The sequence below is a fragment of the Microvirga flocculans ATCC BAA-817 genome, from assembly GCF_000518665.1.
Classification (GTDB): domain Bacteria; phylum Pseudomonadota; class Alphaproteobacteria; order Rhizobiales; family Beijerinckiaceae; genus Microvirga; species Microvirga flocculans.
Window position 1 is genome coordinate 163,815 of record NZ_JAEA01000006.1, and the last position, 17,756, is coordinate 181,570.

Here is a 17,756-nt window from a genome sequence, read left to right on the forward strand (position 1 = left end):
TGACTGGGCTTTTTAGGGGATACGACGGTACCGAGCGCCGGAAGAGGGATGCTTCCGTTGCGGTCTCGTGCCGGTCTGAGAATTGACCGATTTGAAAGTTCAGAGAGCAAGCCGGCGCAGCCCGGATGAGTGACAGATTTCCTCATTGCTCTGCGAAATGCCGGCCGGCCTGCAAGCGGCCAACTGCGGAAGTTGCGACCTAGCCGGCGCAGTGTCCGAGTTGGGTCGATCTGAGGCGTTAAGCGTGGCCATACGCAGTTCTGTCTAGCAGTCGGTCCCTGCCCCTAGTGCCAGGTCGGGATGGGCAGTCTGTGGTCTGGCATTCCTTAGACGATGCCCCACGCCCGGTAACGCCGACGCCCCGTAAGCTCCCTCGGCAGGGCCCCGCCGAGCTGCGCCAACATGAGATCGACCGCCTTCGGCGTAACACCGATCAGCTTCGACGCAATCGCCACGGATACGAGCGGCCGGGACAGGAACAGGTCGATGAGCTGCGGCAAGCGCGAGTTGCTGCGGCAGTCCTTCACCCGGCGCATCATGGCCTCGCGCGCAAGTGTGAGGCGCTGCAGGTCCTTCTCGCTCTGGGCCACGGCCTCGTCGACGATCCGGGCGAACGCCTCCACCTTCTCGACGCCCCCTTCCCTGCCCTGGAGGCGATAGCGCGATGCCTTGTAGCCGGAGACGAGCGGCAGAAGGTGTGTGGTCAACCCTCTTGCCCGCAGGATGGATCCGGCCATGATGAGGCCGAGCCAGGGCTGGCGGGGGTACATGCCGAGCGCCGTCCAAGCGTCCCAAGCGACAGCGGCCGCCGCGATCGCAGGCCACTTTTCAGTACGCTTGACCACGTCGAGCCAGAGATCCTCGTTCTCCGCCTCGTCGACCTCCGGGTCATAGACCAGGTGCGAGCGGCGCTTCGGAATCGGCGTCTCGCCGGCCAGCGTCTTGCTGGTGCGCGCCAGGATTGCGTCGATCTCGGCGAAGTGGCTTGCCAGAGGATCATCGTCGTCCGGCTCCTCGTCGGTCTCGCCCACCTTGCCCTTCACCAGCGGCTCGACCTCTCCAGAGCCGGGCGTCAGCCCGCGCAAGGCGGCCAAGCCGTCGATCGACAGAGGCCATGGCGCTTTGCGGGCAAGCGCCGTGCGCCGGGCCCTAAGGGCGGCCGCGGCGCGCGTGAGCTCGTGGGTCGGGCTGCGCACGTCCATGCCGGCGTCGTGCAGCACCACGTCGCCGATATCCACGAAGTGGCCGTCGAGGATAAGGACGCGGGTCGCCTCGACCATGTCGCAGCGGGACTGCCACCCCGCCGCCAAGCCGGATGCCGCCAGCCGCGCGTCGAGGTGCATGACGGCGACTGCGGTCCGCTCGAGACGCCCAGCCAGAGACCACGGCAGTTCCGGCAGGTCGTAGGTCCTCGGCACGAGCCGCGCGAAGTCTTCATCGTAGTGCCCCTGGCGCTCGAACATGCCCCGCCCCCCAACAAGCTAACTCGCTGATTTAACAAGAGGATACAGCAAGAATTCGAAGTTAAGCAAGAATTTGCTACGCTGTGGCGCATATATTTGGCGCATGCTTGACGGCGGGGTCGGGCCACCCCGGATTGGGGCGCCGCCGCGCAAATAGTCCTTCCCCGCGGAAGCGAGCCGCCGAAAGGGCGGTTTCCCCCGCAAATGCAGGGGTTTCGAAGGCTCCAGCTTCGGCCCGGGGCCTTTGCCCTTCTGGCAACCCATCATGGTCCAGTGGTGCGGAGGGCTTCAATCGGGTTTCCAACTGGCCAGTTGCTCATCACCGGCGAAAGTGTACAAGAGGCTCTAGGCCACCATGCTGGGAGCGCGTCTGACAGAGTGGCGGTCTCATGCGAATAGGATTAAAAGCGAGAATGGCGGGAACGCCTAGCCTCGGGGAAGAAGATGGCAGAAACCCAAATTGAGTGGACCGACGCCACGTGGAATCCCGTCACGGGATGTTCGATCCTGACGGCGGGCTGTACGCATTGCTACGCCATGGAAATGGCCAAACGCCTCGAAGCCATGGGGATCGAGAAGTATAAGGGCCTGACCCGTAGGTCCGGGAAGAGGACTGTCTGGAACGGGGTTGTGCGCGAAGATCGCGAAGCCCTCTCAATTCCGCTCCGGTGGAAGAAGCCCCGGAAGATCTTTGTAAACTCGATGAGCGACCTCTTCCATGATCGAGTCAGCGACGGGTTTATCCGGGACGTATGGGAGGTGATGCGCCAGACACCGCATCACAATTACCAAATCTTGACCAAGCGCCCAGAGCGGATGGCGAAGCTCGTTTCAACTCAGATCACAGATATCCTCCCCAATGTCTGGTTAGGAACAAGTGTCGAAGACGCAGAGGTCGTTGGCCGAGTAAACCACCTGCGCGCTGCCCCTGCGGCCATTCGCTTCATTTCGTTTGAACCCTTGATTGGCCCGGTCGGGAAAGTCGACTTCCGGGGCATCCACTGGGCGATCGTTGGCGGCGAAAGCGGCAAGTCGGCTCGGCCTATCCGCGAAGAATGGATCGACGAGATCCACGGGCAGTGCCTCAGGGCCGGAACTGCGTTCTTCTTCAAGCAATGGGGTACGTGGGGCAAAGATAACAAGCGGCGGTCTAAAAAGGCCAACGGCCGCGAGTATCGGGGGAGAACCTGGGACGAGATGCCCGCGCCTCCACAGGTCTCAGCGCTTTAAGGTCGGTCGAAAGGGGCAGCAGAGTGGTCGGAAAAAACTATGAATGGGCCGACGGCGCTGTGCTGGAAGACCATTCCCACCGCAAACATAAGATCCTGCGGGAATACGTCTTCCAATATATGGATGTCCGCTGCCGGTTGCCGCAGCAGGAACGATTTCGGCTTGCTATTGTTGACGGGTTTGCCGGCGGCGGCCGATACCAATGCGGAACGCCTGGCTCACCGCTGATCTTCATCGAGGAGTTGAAGCGCGCCACAGAGGCCGTGAACACGCGGCGCGCCGTGCAGGGTCTCGGCACCATCGAGATTGAGTGCCTTCTGATCCTTAACGACGCCAGTCGAGATGCGATCGAACTGCTCAAGACGCACGTTGGCCCGATGCAGGCAGAGGTGGCTAGGACTCTGCCGAAGCTGCATTTGGAAATCCAGTATCTCAACGATCCGTTTGAGGGAGCCTATCCGAAGATCAAGGCCTTGTTGGCACAGGGGCGTTACCACAACGTTTTATTCAACCTCGACCAATGCGGGCACAGCCACGTAGACCGCGATACGATCTTAGATATCATGCGCACCTACCAGGCCGCTGAGATCTTCTACACGTTCGTAATCACCTCTCTTCTGGCCTTCCTGAAAAAGGCAAATCCCAAACAACTGCGTTCCCAACTCGAACACGTTGGACTTCGCGACACCGACCTGGACGCCCTCGACGGCGTGATGAGCCGCAAAGAATGGCTAGGAGCAGCCGAGCGGATCGTCTTCGATGCCTTTCGACTATGCGCACCGTTCGTCAGCCCGTTTTCCATCAACAATCCAGACGGCTGGCGATACTGGCTTATCCACTTCGCCAATAGAACACGCGCGCGGCAGGTCTACAACGACATCCTCCATAACAACAGCAGTGCTCAGGCGCACTTCGGTAGGTCGGGGCTCAACATGCTGTCCTATGATCCGTCACATGATGATGGCCGACTTTACCTTTTCGACGTCTCTGGGCGCAGCGCGGCAAAGACCCAGCTTCTCGAAGATATTCCGCGCCTTGTGATGGAGTCGGGCGATGTCATGAGCGTCGAGGACTTCTATAGAAGTATATACAATATCACGCCTGCTCATACGGATGATGTGCATTCCGCAATCATTGAAAATCCAGACATCGAAGTCATTACGCCGGCAGGAGGCGAGCGTCGCAAGGCCAATACCATTCCTCCTGCCGACGTCATCAAGATAAAGACGCAGCGCAGTTTCTTCCCAGTGTTCTTGAGTGCGTCAAAATCCCGGTCCCAGACTGTGTAGACGTAAAGTATGCGTCCTCCCGCTCCAAAGCCCCGCCTCATCGGCTACGCCCGCGTTTCCACGGAGGACCAGGCGCACGATGCCCAACTCGACGAACTGCGCGCCGCCGGCTGCGAGGTGATCCACCAGGAGCACGGCTCAGGCGCGAGCAGGGCCCGCCCCGTGCTGGCGCGCCTGATCCGCGACATCAAGCCGGGCGAGGTCTTGGTCGTGGTGCGCCTGGACCGCTTGGCGCGCTCGGTGAGCCACCTCCTCGAGGTGATCGAGACCCTTGAGGCCAAAAGGGCGCATTTCCGCTCCCTGCACGATCCGATCGACACCTCGACGCCGCAGGGCATGTTCTCCCTGCAGGTGCTCGGTGCGGTCGCGCAGCTCGAGCGTTCGCTGATCGCGGAGCGTACCAAGGCCGGGATCGCGGCCGCCAAGGCGCGCGGCCGCCTGCCCGGCAACCCCGGCATGCGCGAGCGCCGGCCGGAAGCCATCCGCAAGATCGCCCTCGCCCGCGAGAAGGTCTACATCGACCAGCTCGTCGCCACGTCGGACCAGTGGATGCCCACCGTGCGCCGGATGCGGCCGCACCATCCCTGGGAGGACGTGGTGCACGCCCTCAAGGCCGCCGGCCAGTCATGGACGGTTGACCGGCTGCGGCGTGCTGTCGGCAAGATGGTGTCCCAGCACATGGCCGACCCCGCCCTGCTCAAGCCCGCCTCCCGCAAGGGCCCGCAGCACCGCCTCATGAACCTCGTGGCCGGCATCGCCATGGCCGATCCGACCCTCTCCCTCCGCGAGATTGCAGCGCAGCTGGAGCGCATGCACGAGCGGACCCCTCGCGGCGGCCGCCAGTGGTCAGCGTCGTCGGTGAAGAAGCAGCTCGACCTGGCGAGGAAGCACGGGCTTGCGCCCCCTCCTCTGTGAGGGCCCTTGCCTCTGCATGAATCCAGGAACTAGGAAAGCCCGCCGCTTTGGAATACCAGGACCGGTTCGCTTGGAGCCAGGCCTCTTGAGGAGTTTGGATGTTCGTCGTACCCCCGCCGCCGGTCAACGAGGCAGCACGGCTCGAGTTTCTCTTCTCCTGCGGGATCTTGGACACGCTCAAGGACGAGCGCTTTGACCGGCTGACGCGCCTTGCCGCCCGGTTCTACGGCGCGGATGTCGCCTTCCTCGGCTTCGTCGACGACCGGTACCAATGGATGAAGTCCGTGAGCGCCGACGGCGTCGGTCCCTGGATCGAGCGGGACAAGAGCGTCTGCCAGATCGTGATCGCGTCCGGTCGACCGCTCGTTTTCGGCGACATGCAGTCTGACCCGCGGCTCCAAGGACACCCGATCGTCCCTCATCTCCCCTTCCGCTTCTACGCCGGGGTTCCGCTGTTGACCGAGGACGGTGCGGCGGTGGCCTCGCTCTGCGTGCTCAAGCGGGAGGCGCAGGATTCCTCTGCGGTCGACCTTGAGCCTCTGAGCGATCTCGCGGCCATCGCTATGGACGAACTGGAGCTGTTCCGGCGCAACCGCGAGCTTGCCCGCCTCGCCGAGACATGTCCGCTGACGGGCCTCGTGAACCGGCGCGGCTTCGACGCGGCGCTCGACCGGGCGGTCCGCCGGGCCCGGCGGACACGAACACCGCTGTCCCTGCTGCTTCTCGACTTGGATCATTTCAAGCGCCTCAACGACACGCTCGGGCATCAGGCGGGCGATGATGCGCTGCGCCGCTTCGGCACCATCCTCGGCGCGGCGTCTCGCCGGCCGGATGACGTCGCCGCCCGCTATGGCGGCGAGGAGTTCGCGCTGATCCTGCCCGACACCGATGCGGCGGGAGCCGTCGAGGTCGCCGGCAGGGTCCGACAGGCGCTCGTGAGCGCGGCGATCTCGCACCCTGAGGGGATCGGAGGGCTGATGACTGCCAGCATTGGCATTGCCACTGCGCCACCTGCTGCCCTGTCCGATCCGGACACTCTCCTCTCCCAGGCGGACGCAGCACTGTACCGGGCCAAGCACTCCGGCCGCGACCGCTATTGTATGAGCGCCCGCGCGTCTTGACACGCCCTCCTGGAGCGTCGGCCGTTCGAACCAGCTTGGCGCGACTAAGCTCGTCCCGGAGGCGAAGCTGGCCCGAGTTGCGCAGCCGGGGGAATGAAGCGGTGCGCCCTCTCACCCTTCCGGAGAGCTTTTCTTTAGCTGAGGTCAGCGTACCCTAACCTTCGGTCTCTCCCGGCTTGTCCGCTGGACTGCCGCGATCTCGAGGCCACGACGCCGGCCGATCCAGGTGGCTCCCCGAGCTCCGGTCGTGCCGGCGTCGTCGCGTGTGCTCAGCGCTCTGCCGAGACGAACAACATGGTCGGCCGCTCAACCTCGTCGGTCAGCTCCGGCATCGCCGCGAGCGGGTCGGCAGTCGGAGCCGCTCCCCACGTCTCGGATCGCGAAGCCGGCGTGATCAACGTGTTCAGGGGCGTCCCCTAGTTTGAGAGTGTGTCGGCACGACCTTACCTTGCCGTAACGGAGGTTCTGTTTCGGCGGCTCACCCGCAAGATCGACCGCCGTTGCTCCAAAGCTTCTTCGTTTCGACGTTTCGCGCCGCCTCCGCCGCTACGCTGTCGACCCTAGGCTTATCGAGGGGACTTGGTCGACGTCGACCCGACAGGCGGCGGGACCGGTAATTTATGGGCTTTCGCCAAGTCCTCTAGGAGAACGATCCGGCGTTCACGCTGGTCGAGGAGGCCGATCAAGGAGGCGTTCTGGACCCGAAGGGCATCGTTCTCGCGCCGCAGGACCGCCAGCGCGGCCTCGAGGTCGCCCAGCCGCCCGCGCTTGGACTTCCTCAACCGCAGCTCGATGTTTCGTAGCGCCTGTTGGTACCGTTCGGTGAGATCCGGATACTTCCCGACGTTCGGCCGGTCGATCAGGGGGTCGGACCACTGGGCGAGGCTCCCGTCGGGCCCTCCCCAACGGCGCAGCGCCGCATGGGTCTTGGGAACTTCGCGTCCCTCCGGCACCCCTTCTGCCGCCCAACCTTCCAGGATCTCGACCTTGGCCCGGAATGCCTCCAGGACCCGGCGCTGTTTCTCCTCAGGTGACTCGCTGCGGCTCATGGTCATCCCCGGTGCTTTCCGTGGACGGCCGCCTTCGCGGCGGCGACCTTCGCCTTGAGCGAATCGAGCTTGGCTTTCGCCGCCACGCGGCTTGGCTCCGTGGGCGCCTTCTCGGCGGCGGCAGCGATCCGGTCGACCCTCCGGTTGATGACCGTCACGTTCTCGCCAAACGCGACGCAATGGCGGCATGCGAGGCAATCCTCCGTCGACGCGAACGCGTAGTCCGGCCGGTAATCGCCGTCCGGGCTCACCTCCTCTGCCTTGTTGCGGAGGCAGACGGCGTCCGCCAGGTCGGACGGGTCGCCGGGCCGGCAGCCGCAGTGAGTGTGCCGTCCCGGATGCGGCTCAATGTACCTGTTAGGAGCGGCGTCGCGCAGCAGCCGGACCAGCGCCTCGCGTTCCCGGTCCGGCGAGAGGTTCGAGCGGCCGCTGATCAGCACGGAGCGGCGCGCGCTCTCGATCATTTTTTCCAACTCGTCATAGAGCGCCGCCGCGCCGAGGCCGATGGGGCTCTCGGCCCCGTCGTACATGTCCAGGACGCGCTCGACGAAGGCGTCCTGCCGCACGTCTTCGTGCTCGCGCGCCCGCTCTTCAAGGCTGATCAATGCCGCCCGGGCCGACGTGAGGACGGCGTCCTGCCCTGGCTGCTCCATCTCCTCCGCGCTTCTCAGGCGTGCGTCGATCACCTCCCGCAGCCGCGTCAGCGCGCCGGGGATGGCCTCCGTGATGTAGCGCCGGGTCATCTCGGGGTCGAAGTGCAGCAGGAAGCGGCTCAACGCGTCGAGCGAGGAAAAGCGGTTACCGTGATAGTAGTAGACGGAGAAGGCGCGGCGCAGCTGGTGCGGAGCGAATTTCCAGGCGACACCGTCGTTCGACTTGCCCGCCCCGACCACCTCCGCGAAGTCGTTCAACGTGAAGCGGAGGGCGGTTTCGATGTAGACGCGGCCCTGGTCCTCGTCGCTGACTTGCGTCAGAGAGGGCCTGTGGATCTTCACGAGCCAGTTCTTCCCTGTGCGTTCCCGCGCCGACTCGCTGAGCTCCTCCAGCAGCCGGACGGCCACGGCCACCATGGCGGGGACGGGGATCTGCTCGATGTCCCGGATCGTCTTCTCGATGTAGCTCGACAGCCACCAGGCTCCGAACGGGTCCTTCACGGTGCAGCCGGCCTGGAGGCTGCGCACCTCGTCCCGTCGACGTGCCGACAACCCGGCGATCAGGACAAGGCACGCGGTGACTAAATGGCCGAGCGCCTCCTCCAGCATCATCCCGTCGCCATGATGATTGTTGCGGCCCGCGCGCCGCCACTGGGGCACGAGGCGCGGCACGCCCGGTCGGCTGGGCGGGAGGTGCTCGGCGATGATGGCCTCGACCGCCTCCCGGAACGCCGCCATCCTCTTCTTCTGCTTGCTGATCTTGCCCGGATCGCCCTGCACCTCACGCGCCAGCCTGCAGATCGTCAGGATGGGACCGGAGTAATCGAGGACCCATCGGGCCGCGCCATCAAGCAGGGCCAGCCATTGCTCAGGTCCTGGGGTTCTGGTTCGCCCTCCCCCCACGCCGGGCGTCCGGCCTATTTGGCGGGCCCGTGTGATAAGGCTCACCTTCTCGAAAGGGTCGAAGGTGATTGGGTCGTGCGGAAGGAGGCCGATGTCCGAAAGATAGGCCAGCCGTTTCCATGCAGTGAGCGCACGCACCACGGAACTCACGGAGGGCTGCGGCGTGCCCGAACCACCGTCTTGGCCCTCTGGCTCTCCAGGATTACGGTCTTCCGCCTGACTGAAATAGATTTCAGGATTCGTGCGTTCGATGAGGGACATGAGACGCGGGTACATCCACGGCGAGATGAGCATCTGCCGGGGTATCCCGAGCCACGCCGCTAACGCTTCAAAGTCGACCCGCGTGGTCGAGTGGATGAAGTATGTGGGCCACGACCATTGCCGGTTTTGGAGCTGCGCCTCAAGCTGGCGAAGGCGGTCCTCCATCGGGACGAGGGCCACCACCCCCTGCCGCAGGCGATCACAGTAATCGTCGAATAAGGACGGCGTGATCTGCCGCATTTCAGTGAGACCGAGCGCCAGCCTCCAGCGGACGATCCAGAACACATGCCGGAGCTTTTCAGCGAGCGCTTTGGCAGTGTCCATGGCCATGTACTGGCCCCGCATGGCTTCGATCGCGATGATCTTCGCCGTGAGGAGGTCGCGGGCGAGAGGCTGGTCCGTGAGGAGAACGCCACCGAAGTCGACGGGTTGGGCGAAGTCCAAGGGAAGCTCAGGGTCGAGGACCTTGTCGGGGTCTTCGCTCCGGATGATCCAGTAATTGTGGCGCAGGTCTGAAGCTTCCCCAGTGAACTCCTCATTCGAGGTGAAACTCGGCTTGGTTGACACCAGCCATTTGGGGCGGCCGTAACTCTGGAGCACCCAGTCATGATCGGCATGGGAGAACGCAACGGCCATCTCAGTCCTCCAAGCTCGGGAGCGCTATGTCTTGGGATCTCAGCGCCAGGGAAGCCTGCCGCGCGGCCTGCCAGTACCGCGGCCCGAGATGCTTGCGGAAGAGCTCCCGACCGATGGCCTTCACCAGCGCCAGGAGCGGAAGGAACTCAAGCCTAAAGCGGGCGCGGTTCGGGTAATGGGCCTGCATTTCGCGAAGCTTCCGGTGGATCAGGTAGAGTTCGCCGAGGCGCTCATCGTCCGGCTCGAAACGCAGCGCAGGAGGAGCCGGTCCCGCGTCGTCCGAGACCTCGTCGAGAAGGCCGAGCGCCGCAGTGATGCCCGCGGTGTCGGCCGTTCGGCGCAGGCGCGCGAGGTCCGCCGCCGGCCTGTCGAGCTGCAGGGCGACATGCTCCTGATTTAGATCACGGACTACGATCGCCTCCATAGCGTCTTGGAACTGCCGGATGCTGGCGTCCAGCTCCGCGTTCACCACCGGCGTGTTCAGGTAGTGTGGCATCAGCACCGACGAGCTGGCATGCCCCGCCGCCACCCTGACGGCGTCGATCGAGCCGGTCTCTTGCCGCCGAATGATCAAGAAGGTTTTCCGAACGGCCTTGAAGTTGAAGCCGGGACGGGCCAGGACGGAGTTCTTCGGATAGACGTCGGCCTGGATCGCTCGCGTACCCGACGCATAGGTTCTCGGCTGGACATTGCCATTGATGAAGATCCAGAACCGATCGCCGAAGAGGTCGTGTGAGAAATGCCCGAACTCGGCTCTGAGGGCGTTTGCCATTCGCGCGTAGCGGTCGAGGATGTCCGCAGCCGAGAGCACACTGCCGTCGCCCGCTGCTTCGAGACAGGCGTAACCGTCGAATTGGCGATCAGGATCATAGGCCTCTATGGTTCGGTCCCAATGATCAAGGGCAACGCGAAGCCTGCCTTCGTCCAGCTGATGGTTCTCGCCGAGGAAGGCCAAGACATGGTGCCCGGCACGACGCTTGAAGCTTTCGATGAAGGACGGCGCGGCAACATACGAGCCTCCGGCGGAGCGGAAGACGAAAGGATCCTGGTCGAGGTCCCGCGCGGGCTGGAGGTTCCAGCCGGTATCGCAGATCAGGACGCCCAGAGCACCGATCATCGCGGGGGCCAAGGGCCCGAAGCAGCCGCGGTAGGCCATATTCATCACCGCGAGTTGGTCCCACAATCCTGCCGTATCGAAATGTCCGGCTCGGTACCATAATGCTGGGTCGCGTGGCAGGACGTATTCGGCGACCCGCCTTGGAAGCCTGAAGGACCCGGTCTCGCGAATATGATCTCGGAAGACCAAGAGCCCGTTGCGCAAGGCCTCGCGGGCTTGTGGATCTTGGTCCGGCATAGGCGGGTCGCCTCGGAGGAGGCTCTGCCCAAGGTTGAATAGTTCCTCGTAGTAGAGGAATAGCGAGATGAAGGACGAACGGACGAGCTCCATGGCGCGGCGTTCACGCTCGTACCCCTCATAGCCTTCCAGCTCGGGCCAGTCGGCGGTTCCCAAGCTTGGGAACTCCTTGGTCGGAGGGGTGCCCACCCGGATCCATTTTCGGCTGAAGTTCTCCGGGACGCCGCGCACCCCTCGGTCCCTGAGGATTTCCAAGGCATGCCTGAGGGTATGGGCCCGGCTCACCCGGGTGCCTTCCGTCAGGTGGGTGGTCTCGGAAACCCTGTAGCTATCGCGCCACTGGTTCAGGACGTCGACGAAAGCACGCTCGTGTGACATTCCGTCGGGAAATAGGCTTTCGACGTTCTCTCCCTCTGCACCGACAAAGCAGCGGCGAACCCGATCGGCGAGGCTGTCTGGTTCCGCTTCGATGAGCCACTCGAGGAAAGGGATGATCCCGTAGCGCTGGGCGTAGGTCATGTGAGAGACGGCCTCGACCATCTCTGGTCCAAAGCAGTCCTGCCACCTCACCGACGTGTCCATCATAACCGCCACAGCGTTTCCTCCTGCAGTTGCGAGGGGAAATGCCGCGTGTCGCCAAGGCGCCTTCCTTCGCAGAAGGAAGCGTGACAGCCGGAAAAGCCTACGTCAACTAGGCTCTTAGCATTCCTTCGGTATTCTGAATATGCGCAAAGATCTTGGCGAAGCGCTTCATCCGTCCCTGGATGGTGACGATCCCATCTTCCACGGTGACGATATCGCCCGTGTCGTGCCAGCCCTCGGCAGGCGGGTTGATGCGGCCGGGCACCTGAGGGTCGAGATAGCCCTTCATGACATTCGGCCCCCGCACGTAAAGGCGGCCGCCGGCGGGAATCCCGTCGACCGGGTCGAGGCGCCATTCGATTCCCGGCAGGAACGGCCCGACCGATCCCGGGCGGTTCCGGTCGGGAAGGCTGACGCTGATGACCGGTGAGCATTCTGTGGCGCCATAGCCCTCCAGGATGATCGCCCCGAATTTTTCCCAGAGCTTGCGGGTTTCCTCCTTCACGCGCTCGGCCCCGGCGATGACCAGACGAATGCTTGCCAGGTCGTTCTCTCCCGCCGCGCGGGCATAGCCCTGGAGGAAGGTGTCGGTTGCGAGCATGATCGTGGCCCGCGTGCCCGCCACCAGCTTCGGGATCTGACGGTAATGCAACGGGCTCGGATAGAGCACCGACTTCATGCCGTTGAGGACGGGTGTCAGGAGTCCTGCGGTCAGGCCGAAGGAATGAAAGATCGGCAGCGGATCGAAGAAAACGTCGTCGTCCTTCAGGGCGTCTCCGGCCAGCGCTTTGACCTGATAGGCATTGGCGACCAGATTGGCGTTGGAGAGCACCACGCCTTTCGGCACGCCCTCCGTTCCCGAGGTGAAGAGCAGCACCGCCGGATCGTCGGGCTGGATACGGGCGCCGGCATGAACGCGCCGGGCGATCCAGGAGTCGAAAAGCCCGCGCAGCTTGTCGACGCTCGTCAGCTCGGCGCGGACATCCTCGAGCCAGAGGATCCGGCGTCCCTCCCCCAAGGCCTCGATCACGCCGTCGAGCTTGCCCTGCTCGACGAACCGGCGCGAGGTGACGATGGTCCCGATTTCGGCGATCTCGCAGGCTGCCTTGAGATTCTTGAGGCCCGCCGTGAAGTTGAGGAACGCCGGAACGCGCCCGAACGCATTGAGCCCGAACAGGGTGACGGCAATCGCCTGCACGTTCGGCAGCAGCACGCCGACATGCTCGCGCTCGCGGGTGAGGCTGGCGAGCTTGCGGCCGAGCACGAGGGAGCCAAGGACGAGGCGGCCGAAGGTGACAGGCTGGCGCTCCAGATCCTCCAGGGCGACCTTGTTGCGGCCGAAACGGTCCCTGGCGTCGAGGAGAGCCTCGAACAGGGTTTTGCGCGTCCGCGCGATGTCGAATTCCGCCACGGGCGCGCTCCCGCCGGTTCAGCCCGCCGAACCTTCGCGGATCGGGGCCTGATAGGCGAGGCCCATATCCCAGGGGAAGTAGATCCAGGTGTCCTGGCTCACTTCCGTCACGAAGGTATCGATCAGGGGGCGGCCTGCGGGCTTGGCGTAGACGGCAGCGAAATGCGCGTTGGGCAGCATATCGCGCACGATCTTGGCGGTCTTGCCCGTATCGGTCAGGTCGTCGATCACGAGCACGCCCTGGCCCTTGCCGTCGCCCAGAGCCTTGATCGACGGCGCGATGTCCTTCAGGACCTGCAACTCGCCCTGGTTCTTGTAGTCGTGGTAGCTCGCGATGCAGACGCTCTCGATGAGGCGCAGGTCGAGTTCGCGGGCCACGATGGCGGCCGGAACGAGGCCGCCGCGGGTGATGCAGACGATCGCCTCGAAGGGGCCCGCCGACGCCAGGCGCCATGCCAGCGCGCGGCAATCGCGGTGGAATTGGTCCCAGGAGACGGGGAAGGCTTTGGGAGAGGTCGGGGACATCGCTTGTCTCTTTGAGAATGTGAGGGGACGAGAATAACTCTTACAGGGGCGCCCGGTCACCCTTCAGGCGGCCGAGAAGATCGCGGATGGCGGCGGCGGCCCCGGCGACCGCATCCGGGGCCTTGCCCCGCACCACGATCTGGTTGCGGAATCCCGCGGCCGAGAACGACGGATAGGACCCGATGGACACGTCCGGATGGGACAAGGCGATCCGGCCCAGGCCTTCGGCGTAATTGCCCTCGGCCAGCCCCTCGGCCTCGATGGTCTCGACGATCATGCGCGCGCCGGTCTGGAGGGTCGGCGCGACATTGTCGAGCATGGCCTGCATGATCGAGGGCACGCCGGCCATCACGAAGACATTGCCGATCCGGAAGCCGGGAGCCTTGGAGATCGGGTTTTCGATCAGATCGGCGCCGTCGGGTATCCGCGCCATGCGCAGCCGCGCCTCGTTCAGCTCGTGCGGCTGGTAGCGCTCCCGCAGTACGGCGACCGCGCGCGGGTCGACATCGATGCCCACGCCGAAGGCCTTGGCGACGCAGTCGGCGGTGATGTCGTCGTGCGTCGGGCCGATCCCGCCGGTGGTGAAGAGATAGGTGTAGCGGCTGCGCAGGGCGTTGACCGCGGCCACGATCTCCTCTTCGACGTCCGGCACCACGCGAACCTCGCGCAAGTCGATTCCGACCCCGGTCAGATATTCGGCGATGTAGCCGATATTCTTGTCCTTGGTGCGGCCCGTGAGGATCTCATCGCCGATGACGAGAAGAGCGGCTGTAACGGAAATGGCCATGCAGAGCGATCCTTTTGGGGGCGTTTAGCCTTAGAGACGTTATTTCTCAAGTAAGGGCACGGTTGAACCTCGGTCTTCTCCCCTGCTACCAGGGACTATTACGGTCGAACGTTGGATTTGGATGCGTTTTCAGGAAACCCTGCTCGGGGGCCGTCTCATCGAGCGCTACAAGCGATTTCTGGCGGATATCGAACTCGATACCGGCGAAGTCGTCACCGCCCATTGCGCCAATCCGGGAGCCATGCTGGGCCTGAAGGAGCCCGGCAGCCGGGTCCTGCTGTCGCGGGCGACGAACCCCTCGCGCAAGCTCCGGTACAATTGGGAATTCGTGGAGGTGGCGGCGGGAGGCGGCCCGCTCCAGCTCGTCGGCATCAACACCTCGCGTCCCAACCTGCTGGTGGCCGAGGCCCTGCGGGAGGGACGGCTCGCCCCCTTCGCGGCTTACGACCGCGTGCGGCCCGAGGTGAAGTACGGCAAGAGCAGCCGGGTCGACTTTCTGCTGGAGAAGGACGGCGAGCGGCCCTGCTACCTGGAGGTGAAGAACTGCCACCTGATGCGCGAGGCGGGTTTCGCCGAGTTCCCGGACTGCGTGGCGGCCCGCAGCGCCAAACACCTCTACGAGCTGGCCGACATGGTCGCGCAGGGAGCGCGAGCCGCGCTCGTCTATGTGATCCAGATGGACGCGGAGCGCTTCGACGTGGCCCGCGACATCGACCCCGCCTATGACAGGGCCTTCCGGCATGCCCTCGCCTCGGGGGTGGAATCCTACGCCTATGACTGCCGGATCACGCCGCAGGATGTGACCATCGACCGGCCCGTGCCGATCGTGACGCCGCGTTGAACGGCCTCAGGAGCGCTCGAACACCAGGTTCATCTTGGTTGCGAGGATCTGCCGGTAGCCCTTGTCCTTGAGAAGGCCGATCACATCGGTCTGCCAGCGTTCGGGCACGTTCGCGATGATGAACACGGAAGGATAGAGGGAGGCCGGCGCATCCCGGAAGAAGGGATCGAGAACCAGATCCTCCGCCCCTTCCACGTCGAGCTTGATCGCATCCACGCGGGTCAGGCCTTCCCGCTTCAGAAGCTCGACCAGTGTCACGGCAGGAACGCGAATCGCATCGGTCTGGCTCGAATTGACGATCTTCAGGCTCGCCTCGCCCCGGTTCAGGGGGTCGAGGAAGAGGGTCAGCTCGCCAGTCTTGTCCGCCACGGCGCAATCGACGGCCTTGACGGTGCAGGAGGGGTTCTGGCCGATATTGTAGATTAGGCGGTCGAAGATCTCCGGCTGCGGCTCCACGGCCAGGATCCGGGTCGCGACGGCGGGCCCGGCTTCGCGGGCCAGGAACAGGGCATACCAGCCCACATTCGAGCCAACGTCGATGAAGGTGAAGCCCGGGCGGATGCGGGCGGCCAGGATCTTGAGCTCGTCCGCGTCGAAGTATTGCGGCGTGAAGAGAATGCGCCGCTCGCAGACGTTCTTGTAGGGATAGAGCCGCATCCGGATTCCGAAGGTCTCCAGGTCGAGCGGCAACCCGTTCAGCATCTTCATGGCCAGATGGCGCAGCATCAGGGCCAGCCGACGGCCGACCCACCCCTCGGGCAACCCGCGCGTGCGGTCGATCACCCATCGGGTGAGGCCTGTAGGCGCAAAGGCCCCGAAGGGGCGAGAGTCATTCATTGCCGAGGAATCCGAACCCGCGAACTACATAAACAAGGTTGCTCATGACACCCTCGGACGCCAATCGCAAGCGGGGCCTGGGCCTTTGCGTGACGTCTTTGCTTGCTTCGCGCGCGGCGATCCTTACATTCCGGGCAACTGACAAGGACCGAGAATGACCGAGACCGATGCCGTCGCGCGCAAGCGCTCAGAGGAAATCCCGCTCCACGGCCCCGAGGATTTCGAGGGGATGCGGCGCGCCGGGCGCATGGTCGCCGAGTGCCTGGATATGCTCACCGAGCACGTGAGGCCCGGCGTCACGACCGATTTCCTGGACAAGCTCGCCTTCGACTTCATCCGCGACCACGGCGCCTATCCGGCCTGCCTCCACTACCGCGGCTATACGAAGACGATCTGCACCTCGATCAACCATGTGGTCTGCCACGGCATTCCCAACGAGAAGCCCCTGCGCGACGGGGACATCATGAACATCGACGTGACCCTCATCCTCGACGGATGGCACGGCGATTCGAGCCGCATGTACTATGTGGGCGAGGTGCCCCGCCGGGCCCAGCGGCTCTGCGAGATCACCTATGAATGCCTCCTGCGCGGCATCGCGGCGGTGAAGCCGGGCGCGACCACCAACGACATCGGCGCGGCGATCCAGTCCTATGCGGAGGCCGAGCGCTGCTCCGTGGTGCGGGACTTCTGCGGCCATGGCATCGGCAAGGTCTTCCACGCCGCGCCCACGATCCTCCATTACGTCGAGCCCTCCTACAACGTGGAGCTGAAGCCCGGCATGTTCTTCACCATCGAGCCCATGATCAACCTAGGAAAGCCGCAGGTGAAGGTGCTGTCCGACGGCTGGACCGCCGTGACGCGGGACCGCTCCCTTTCGGCCCAGTTCGAGCACATGGTGGGCGTGACCGAAACCGGGGCCGAGGTCTTCACCTATTCTCCCAAGGGTCTGGACAAGCCGTCCTGAGGCTTGGCCTGACACTAAAGCATCGGACCCAAAAGTGGACTTGCACTTTTGGGATCGATCCGATGCTTTCTTCTTGAGTGAGAACATCGTTGAGGGCGGACCCGCAGGGCCGCGACAGCGAAAACCGGATCCACTTTTCCGCACGATGCTCTAGCCCGCCGCACCGCTTCTGTCATAGAACGTCATAACGGCACCTCTGAGTTCCTCTCCGGGGTGTCCTACAGGCGATCAACGACCGGCGGGCATGAGCGACGACCTTCCCCATTATCACGGCCATCGCGACCGGCTGCGCGCCCGCTTCATGGAAGTGGGCGGCGACACGCTGCCGGACTACGAATTGCTGGAGCTCGTGCTCTTCCGCTCCATTCCGCGCCGGGACGTGAAGCCCATCGCCAAGGAACTCCTGAAGCGCTTCGGCACCTTCGCCGAGGTACTGGCGGCCTCGCCCAACCGGCTCATGGAGGTGGACGGCATCGGCGAAAGCGTGGTCACGGACCTCAAGATCGTGGAGGCTTCGGCCCGCAGGCTGGCCCGGGGCGAGGTGACGAAGCGCCCGGTCCTGTCCTCATGGAACAGCGTGATCGATTACTGCCGCACGGCCATGGCCTTCATGGACAAGGAGCAGTTCCGGCTTCTCTTCCTCGACAAGCGCAACGCGCTCATCGCCGATGAGGTGCAGCAATCCGGCACGGTGGACCACACGCCGGTCTATCCCCGCGAGGTGGTCAAGCGGGCCCTCGAACTCTCCGCCTCGGCCGTGATCTTAGTCCACAACCATCCCTCAGGGGACCCGACCCCCTCCTCCGCCGACATCCGGATGACCCGCGAGATCATCGAGGTCGCCAAGCCGCTGGGGATCACCGTCCACGATCACATCATCGTCGGACGCGAGGGCCATGCCAGCCTGAAAGGCCTGCGGCTCATCTGAGCCCGCC

General features: G+C 64.3%; 15 protein-coding genes. 7 read left to right on the plus strand and 8 right to left on the minus strand.

All coding sequences use genetic code 11. The annotated features are described in order from the left end of the window. Positions 1 to 326: 326 nt before the first annotated feature. A complete protein-coding gene (locus L879_RS0107695) occupies positions 327 to 1,463 on the minus strand; it encodes an RHE_PE00001 family protein (protein WP_051435151.1) in 1,137 nt (378 codons plus the stop codon). 444 nt (positions 1,464 to 1,907) lie between these two features. On the opposite strand from L879_RS0107695, the gene L879_RS0107700 reads away from it, so the two are divergent. The 4 genes from L879_RS0107700 (at position 1,908) to L879_RS0107715 (ending at position 6,018) form a co-directional block, all read left to right on the plus strand. Then, positions 1,908 to 2,693, plus strand: a complete 786-nt coding sequence (locus L879_RS0107700; RefSeq protein ID WP_027315582.1) for a DUF5131 family protein — start codon at positions 1,908 to 1,910, stop codon at positions 2,691 to 2,693. A 23-nt stretch (positions 2,694 to 2,716) separates the two neighbouring features. Next, positions 2,717 to 3,982, plus strand: coding sequence for a three-Cys-motif partner protein TcmP (locus tag L879_RS0107705; protein WP_027315583.1), 1,266 nt, complete (start codon positions 2,717 to 2,719; stop codon positions 3,980 to 3,982). Between the two features lie 9 nt (positions 3,983 to 3,991). Further along, positions 3,992 to 4,897 carry a recombinase family protein gene (locus L879_RS0107710; RefSeq protein WP_027315584.1) on the plus strand — a complete coding sequence of 302 codons (906 nt, stop codon included), beginning with the start codon at positions 3,992 to 3,994 and terminating at the stop codon, positions 4,895 to 4,897. Between the two features lie 98 nt (positions 4,898 to 4,995). Beyond that, entirely contained in the window at positions 4,996 to 6,018 is a 1,023-nt protein-coding gene (locus L879_RS0107715) for a sensor domain-containing diguanylate cyclase (protein ID WP_027315585.1), read from the plus strand. Between the two features lie 566 nt (positions 6,019 to 6,584). Here L879_RS0107715 and L879_RS0107725 read toward each other — a convergent pair. From L879_RS0107725 to L879_RS0107750, 6 genes are all read right to left on the minus strand, one after another. Beyond that, a complete protein-coding gene (locus L879_RS0107725; RefSeq protein WP_154664133.1) occupies positions 6,585 to 7,067 on the minus strand; it encodes a hypothetical protein in 483 nt (160 codons plus the stop codon). 2 nt (positions 7,068 to 7,069) lie between these two features. After that, positions 7,070 to 9,520, minus strand: coding sequence for a site-specific integrase (locus tag L879_RS0107730; RefSeq protein ID WP_027315587.1), 2,451 nt, complete (start codon positions 9,518 to 9,520; stop codon positions 7,070 to 7,072). A 1-nt stretch (position 9,521) separates the two neighbouring features. Next, the gene (locus L879_RS0107735) at positions 9,522 to 11,414 is read right to left on the minus strand and encodes a hypothetical protein (protein ID WP_161634645.1); all 1,893 of its coding nucleotides are present in this window, start codon (positions 11,412 to 11,414) and stop codon (positions 9,522 to 9,524) included. A gap of 151 nt (positions 11,415 to 11,565) precedes the next feature. Continuing rightward, complete coding sequence (locus L879_RS0107740; RefSeq protein ID WP_027315589.1) at positions 11,566 to 12,867, minus strand: AMP-binding protein; 1,302 nt, start codon at positions 12,865 to 12,867, stop codon at positions 11,566 to 11,568. Between the two features lie 18 nt (positions 12,868 to 12,885). Next, entirely contained in the window at positions 12,886 to 13,392 is a 507-nt protein-coding gene (gene gpt, locus L879_RS0107745; protein ID WP_027315590.1) for a xanthine phosphoribosyltransferase, read from the minus strand. A gap of 40 nt (positions 13,393 to 13,432) precedes the next feature. Beyond that, positions 13,433 to 14,179: a competence/damage-inducible protein A gene (locus L879_RS0107750; RefSeq protein ID WP_027315591.1), complete on the minus strand. Its 747-nt coding sequence runs from the start codon at positions 14,177 to 14,179 to the stop codon at positions 13,433 to 13,435. A gap of 121 nt (positions 14,180 to 14,300) precedes the next feature. On the opposite strand from L879_RS0107750, the gene sfsA reads away from it, so the two are divergent. Further along, positions 14,301 to 15,020 carry a DNA/RNA nuclease SfsA gene (gene sfsA / locus L879_RS0107755; protein WP_027315592.1) on the plus strand — a complete coding sequence of 240 codons (720 nt, stop codon included), beginning with the start codon at positions 14,301 to 14,303 and terminating at the stop codon, positions 15,018 to 15,020. A 6-nt stretch (positions 15,021 to 15,026) separates the two neighbouring features. On the opposite strand, the gene L879_RS0107760 is transcribed toward sfsA, so the two are convergent. Continuing rightward, positions 15,027 to 15,857, minus strand: a complete 831-nt coding sequence (locus L879_RS0107760; RefSeq protein ID WP_027315593.1) for an FkbM family methyltransferase — start codon at positions 15,855 to 15,857, stop codon at positions 15,027 to 15,029. A gap of 154 nt (positions 15,858 to 16,011) precedes the next feature. Between L879_RS0107760 and map the strand changes: the two genes are divergently transcribed. Next, positions 16,012 to 16,821 (plus strand): type I methionyl aminopeptidase, encoded by an 810-nt coding sequence (map, locus tag L879_RS0107765; protein ID WP_027315594.1) that lies wholly within the window; start codon positions 16,012 to 16,014, stop codon positions 16,819 to 16,821. 244 nt (positions 16,822 to 17,065) lie between these two features. Continuing rightward, complete coding sequence (radC, locus tag L879_RS0107770) at positions 17,066 to 17,749, plus strand: RadC family protein (protein WP_027315595.1); 684 nt, start codon at positions 17,066 to 17,068, stop codon at positions 17,747 to 17,749. Positions 17,750 to 17,756: the final 7 nt, after the last annotated feature.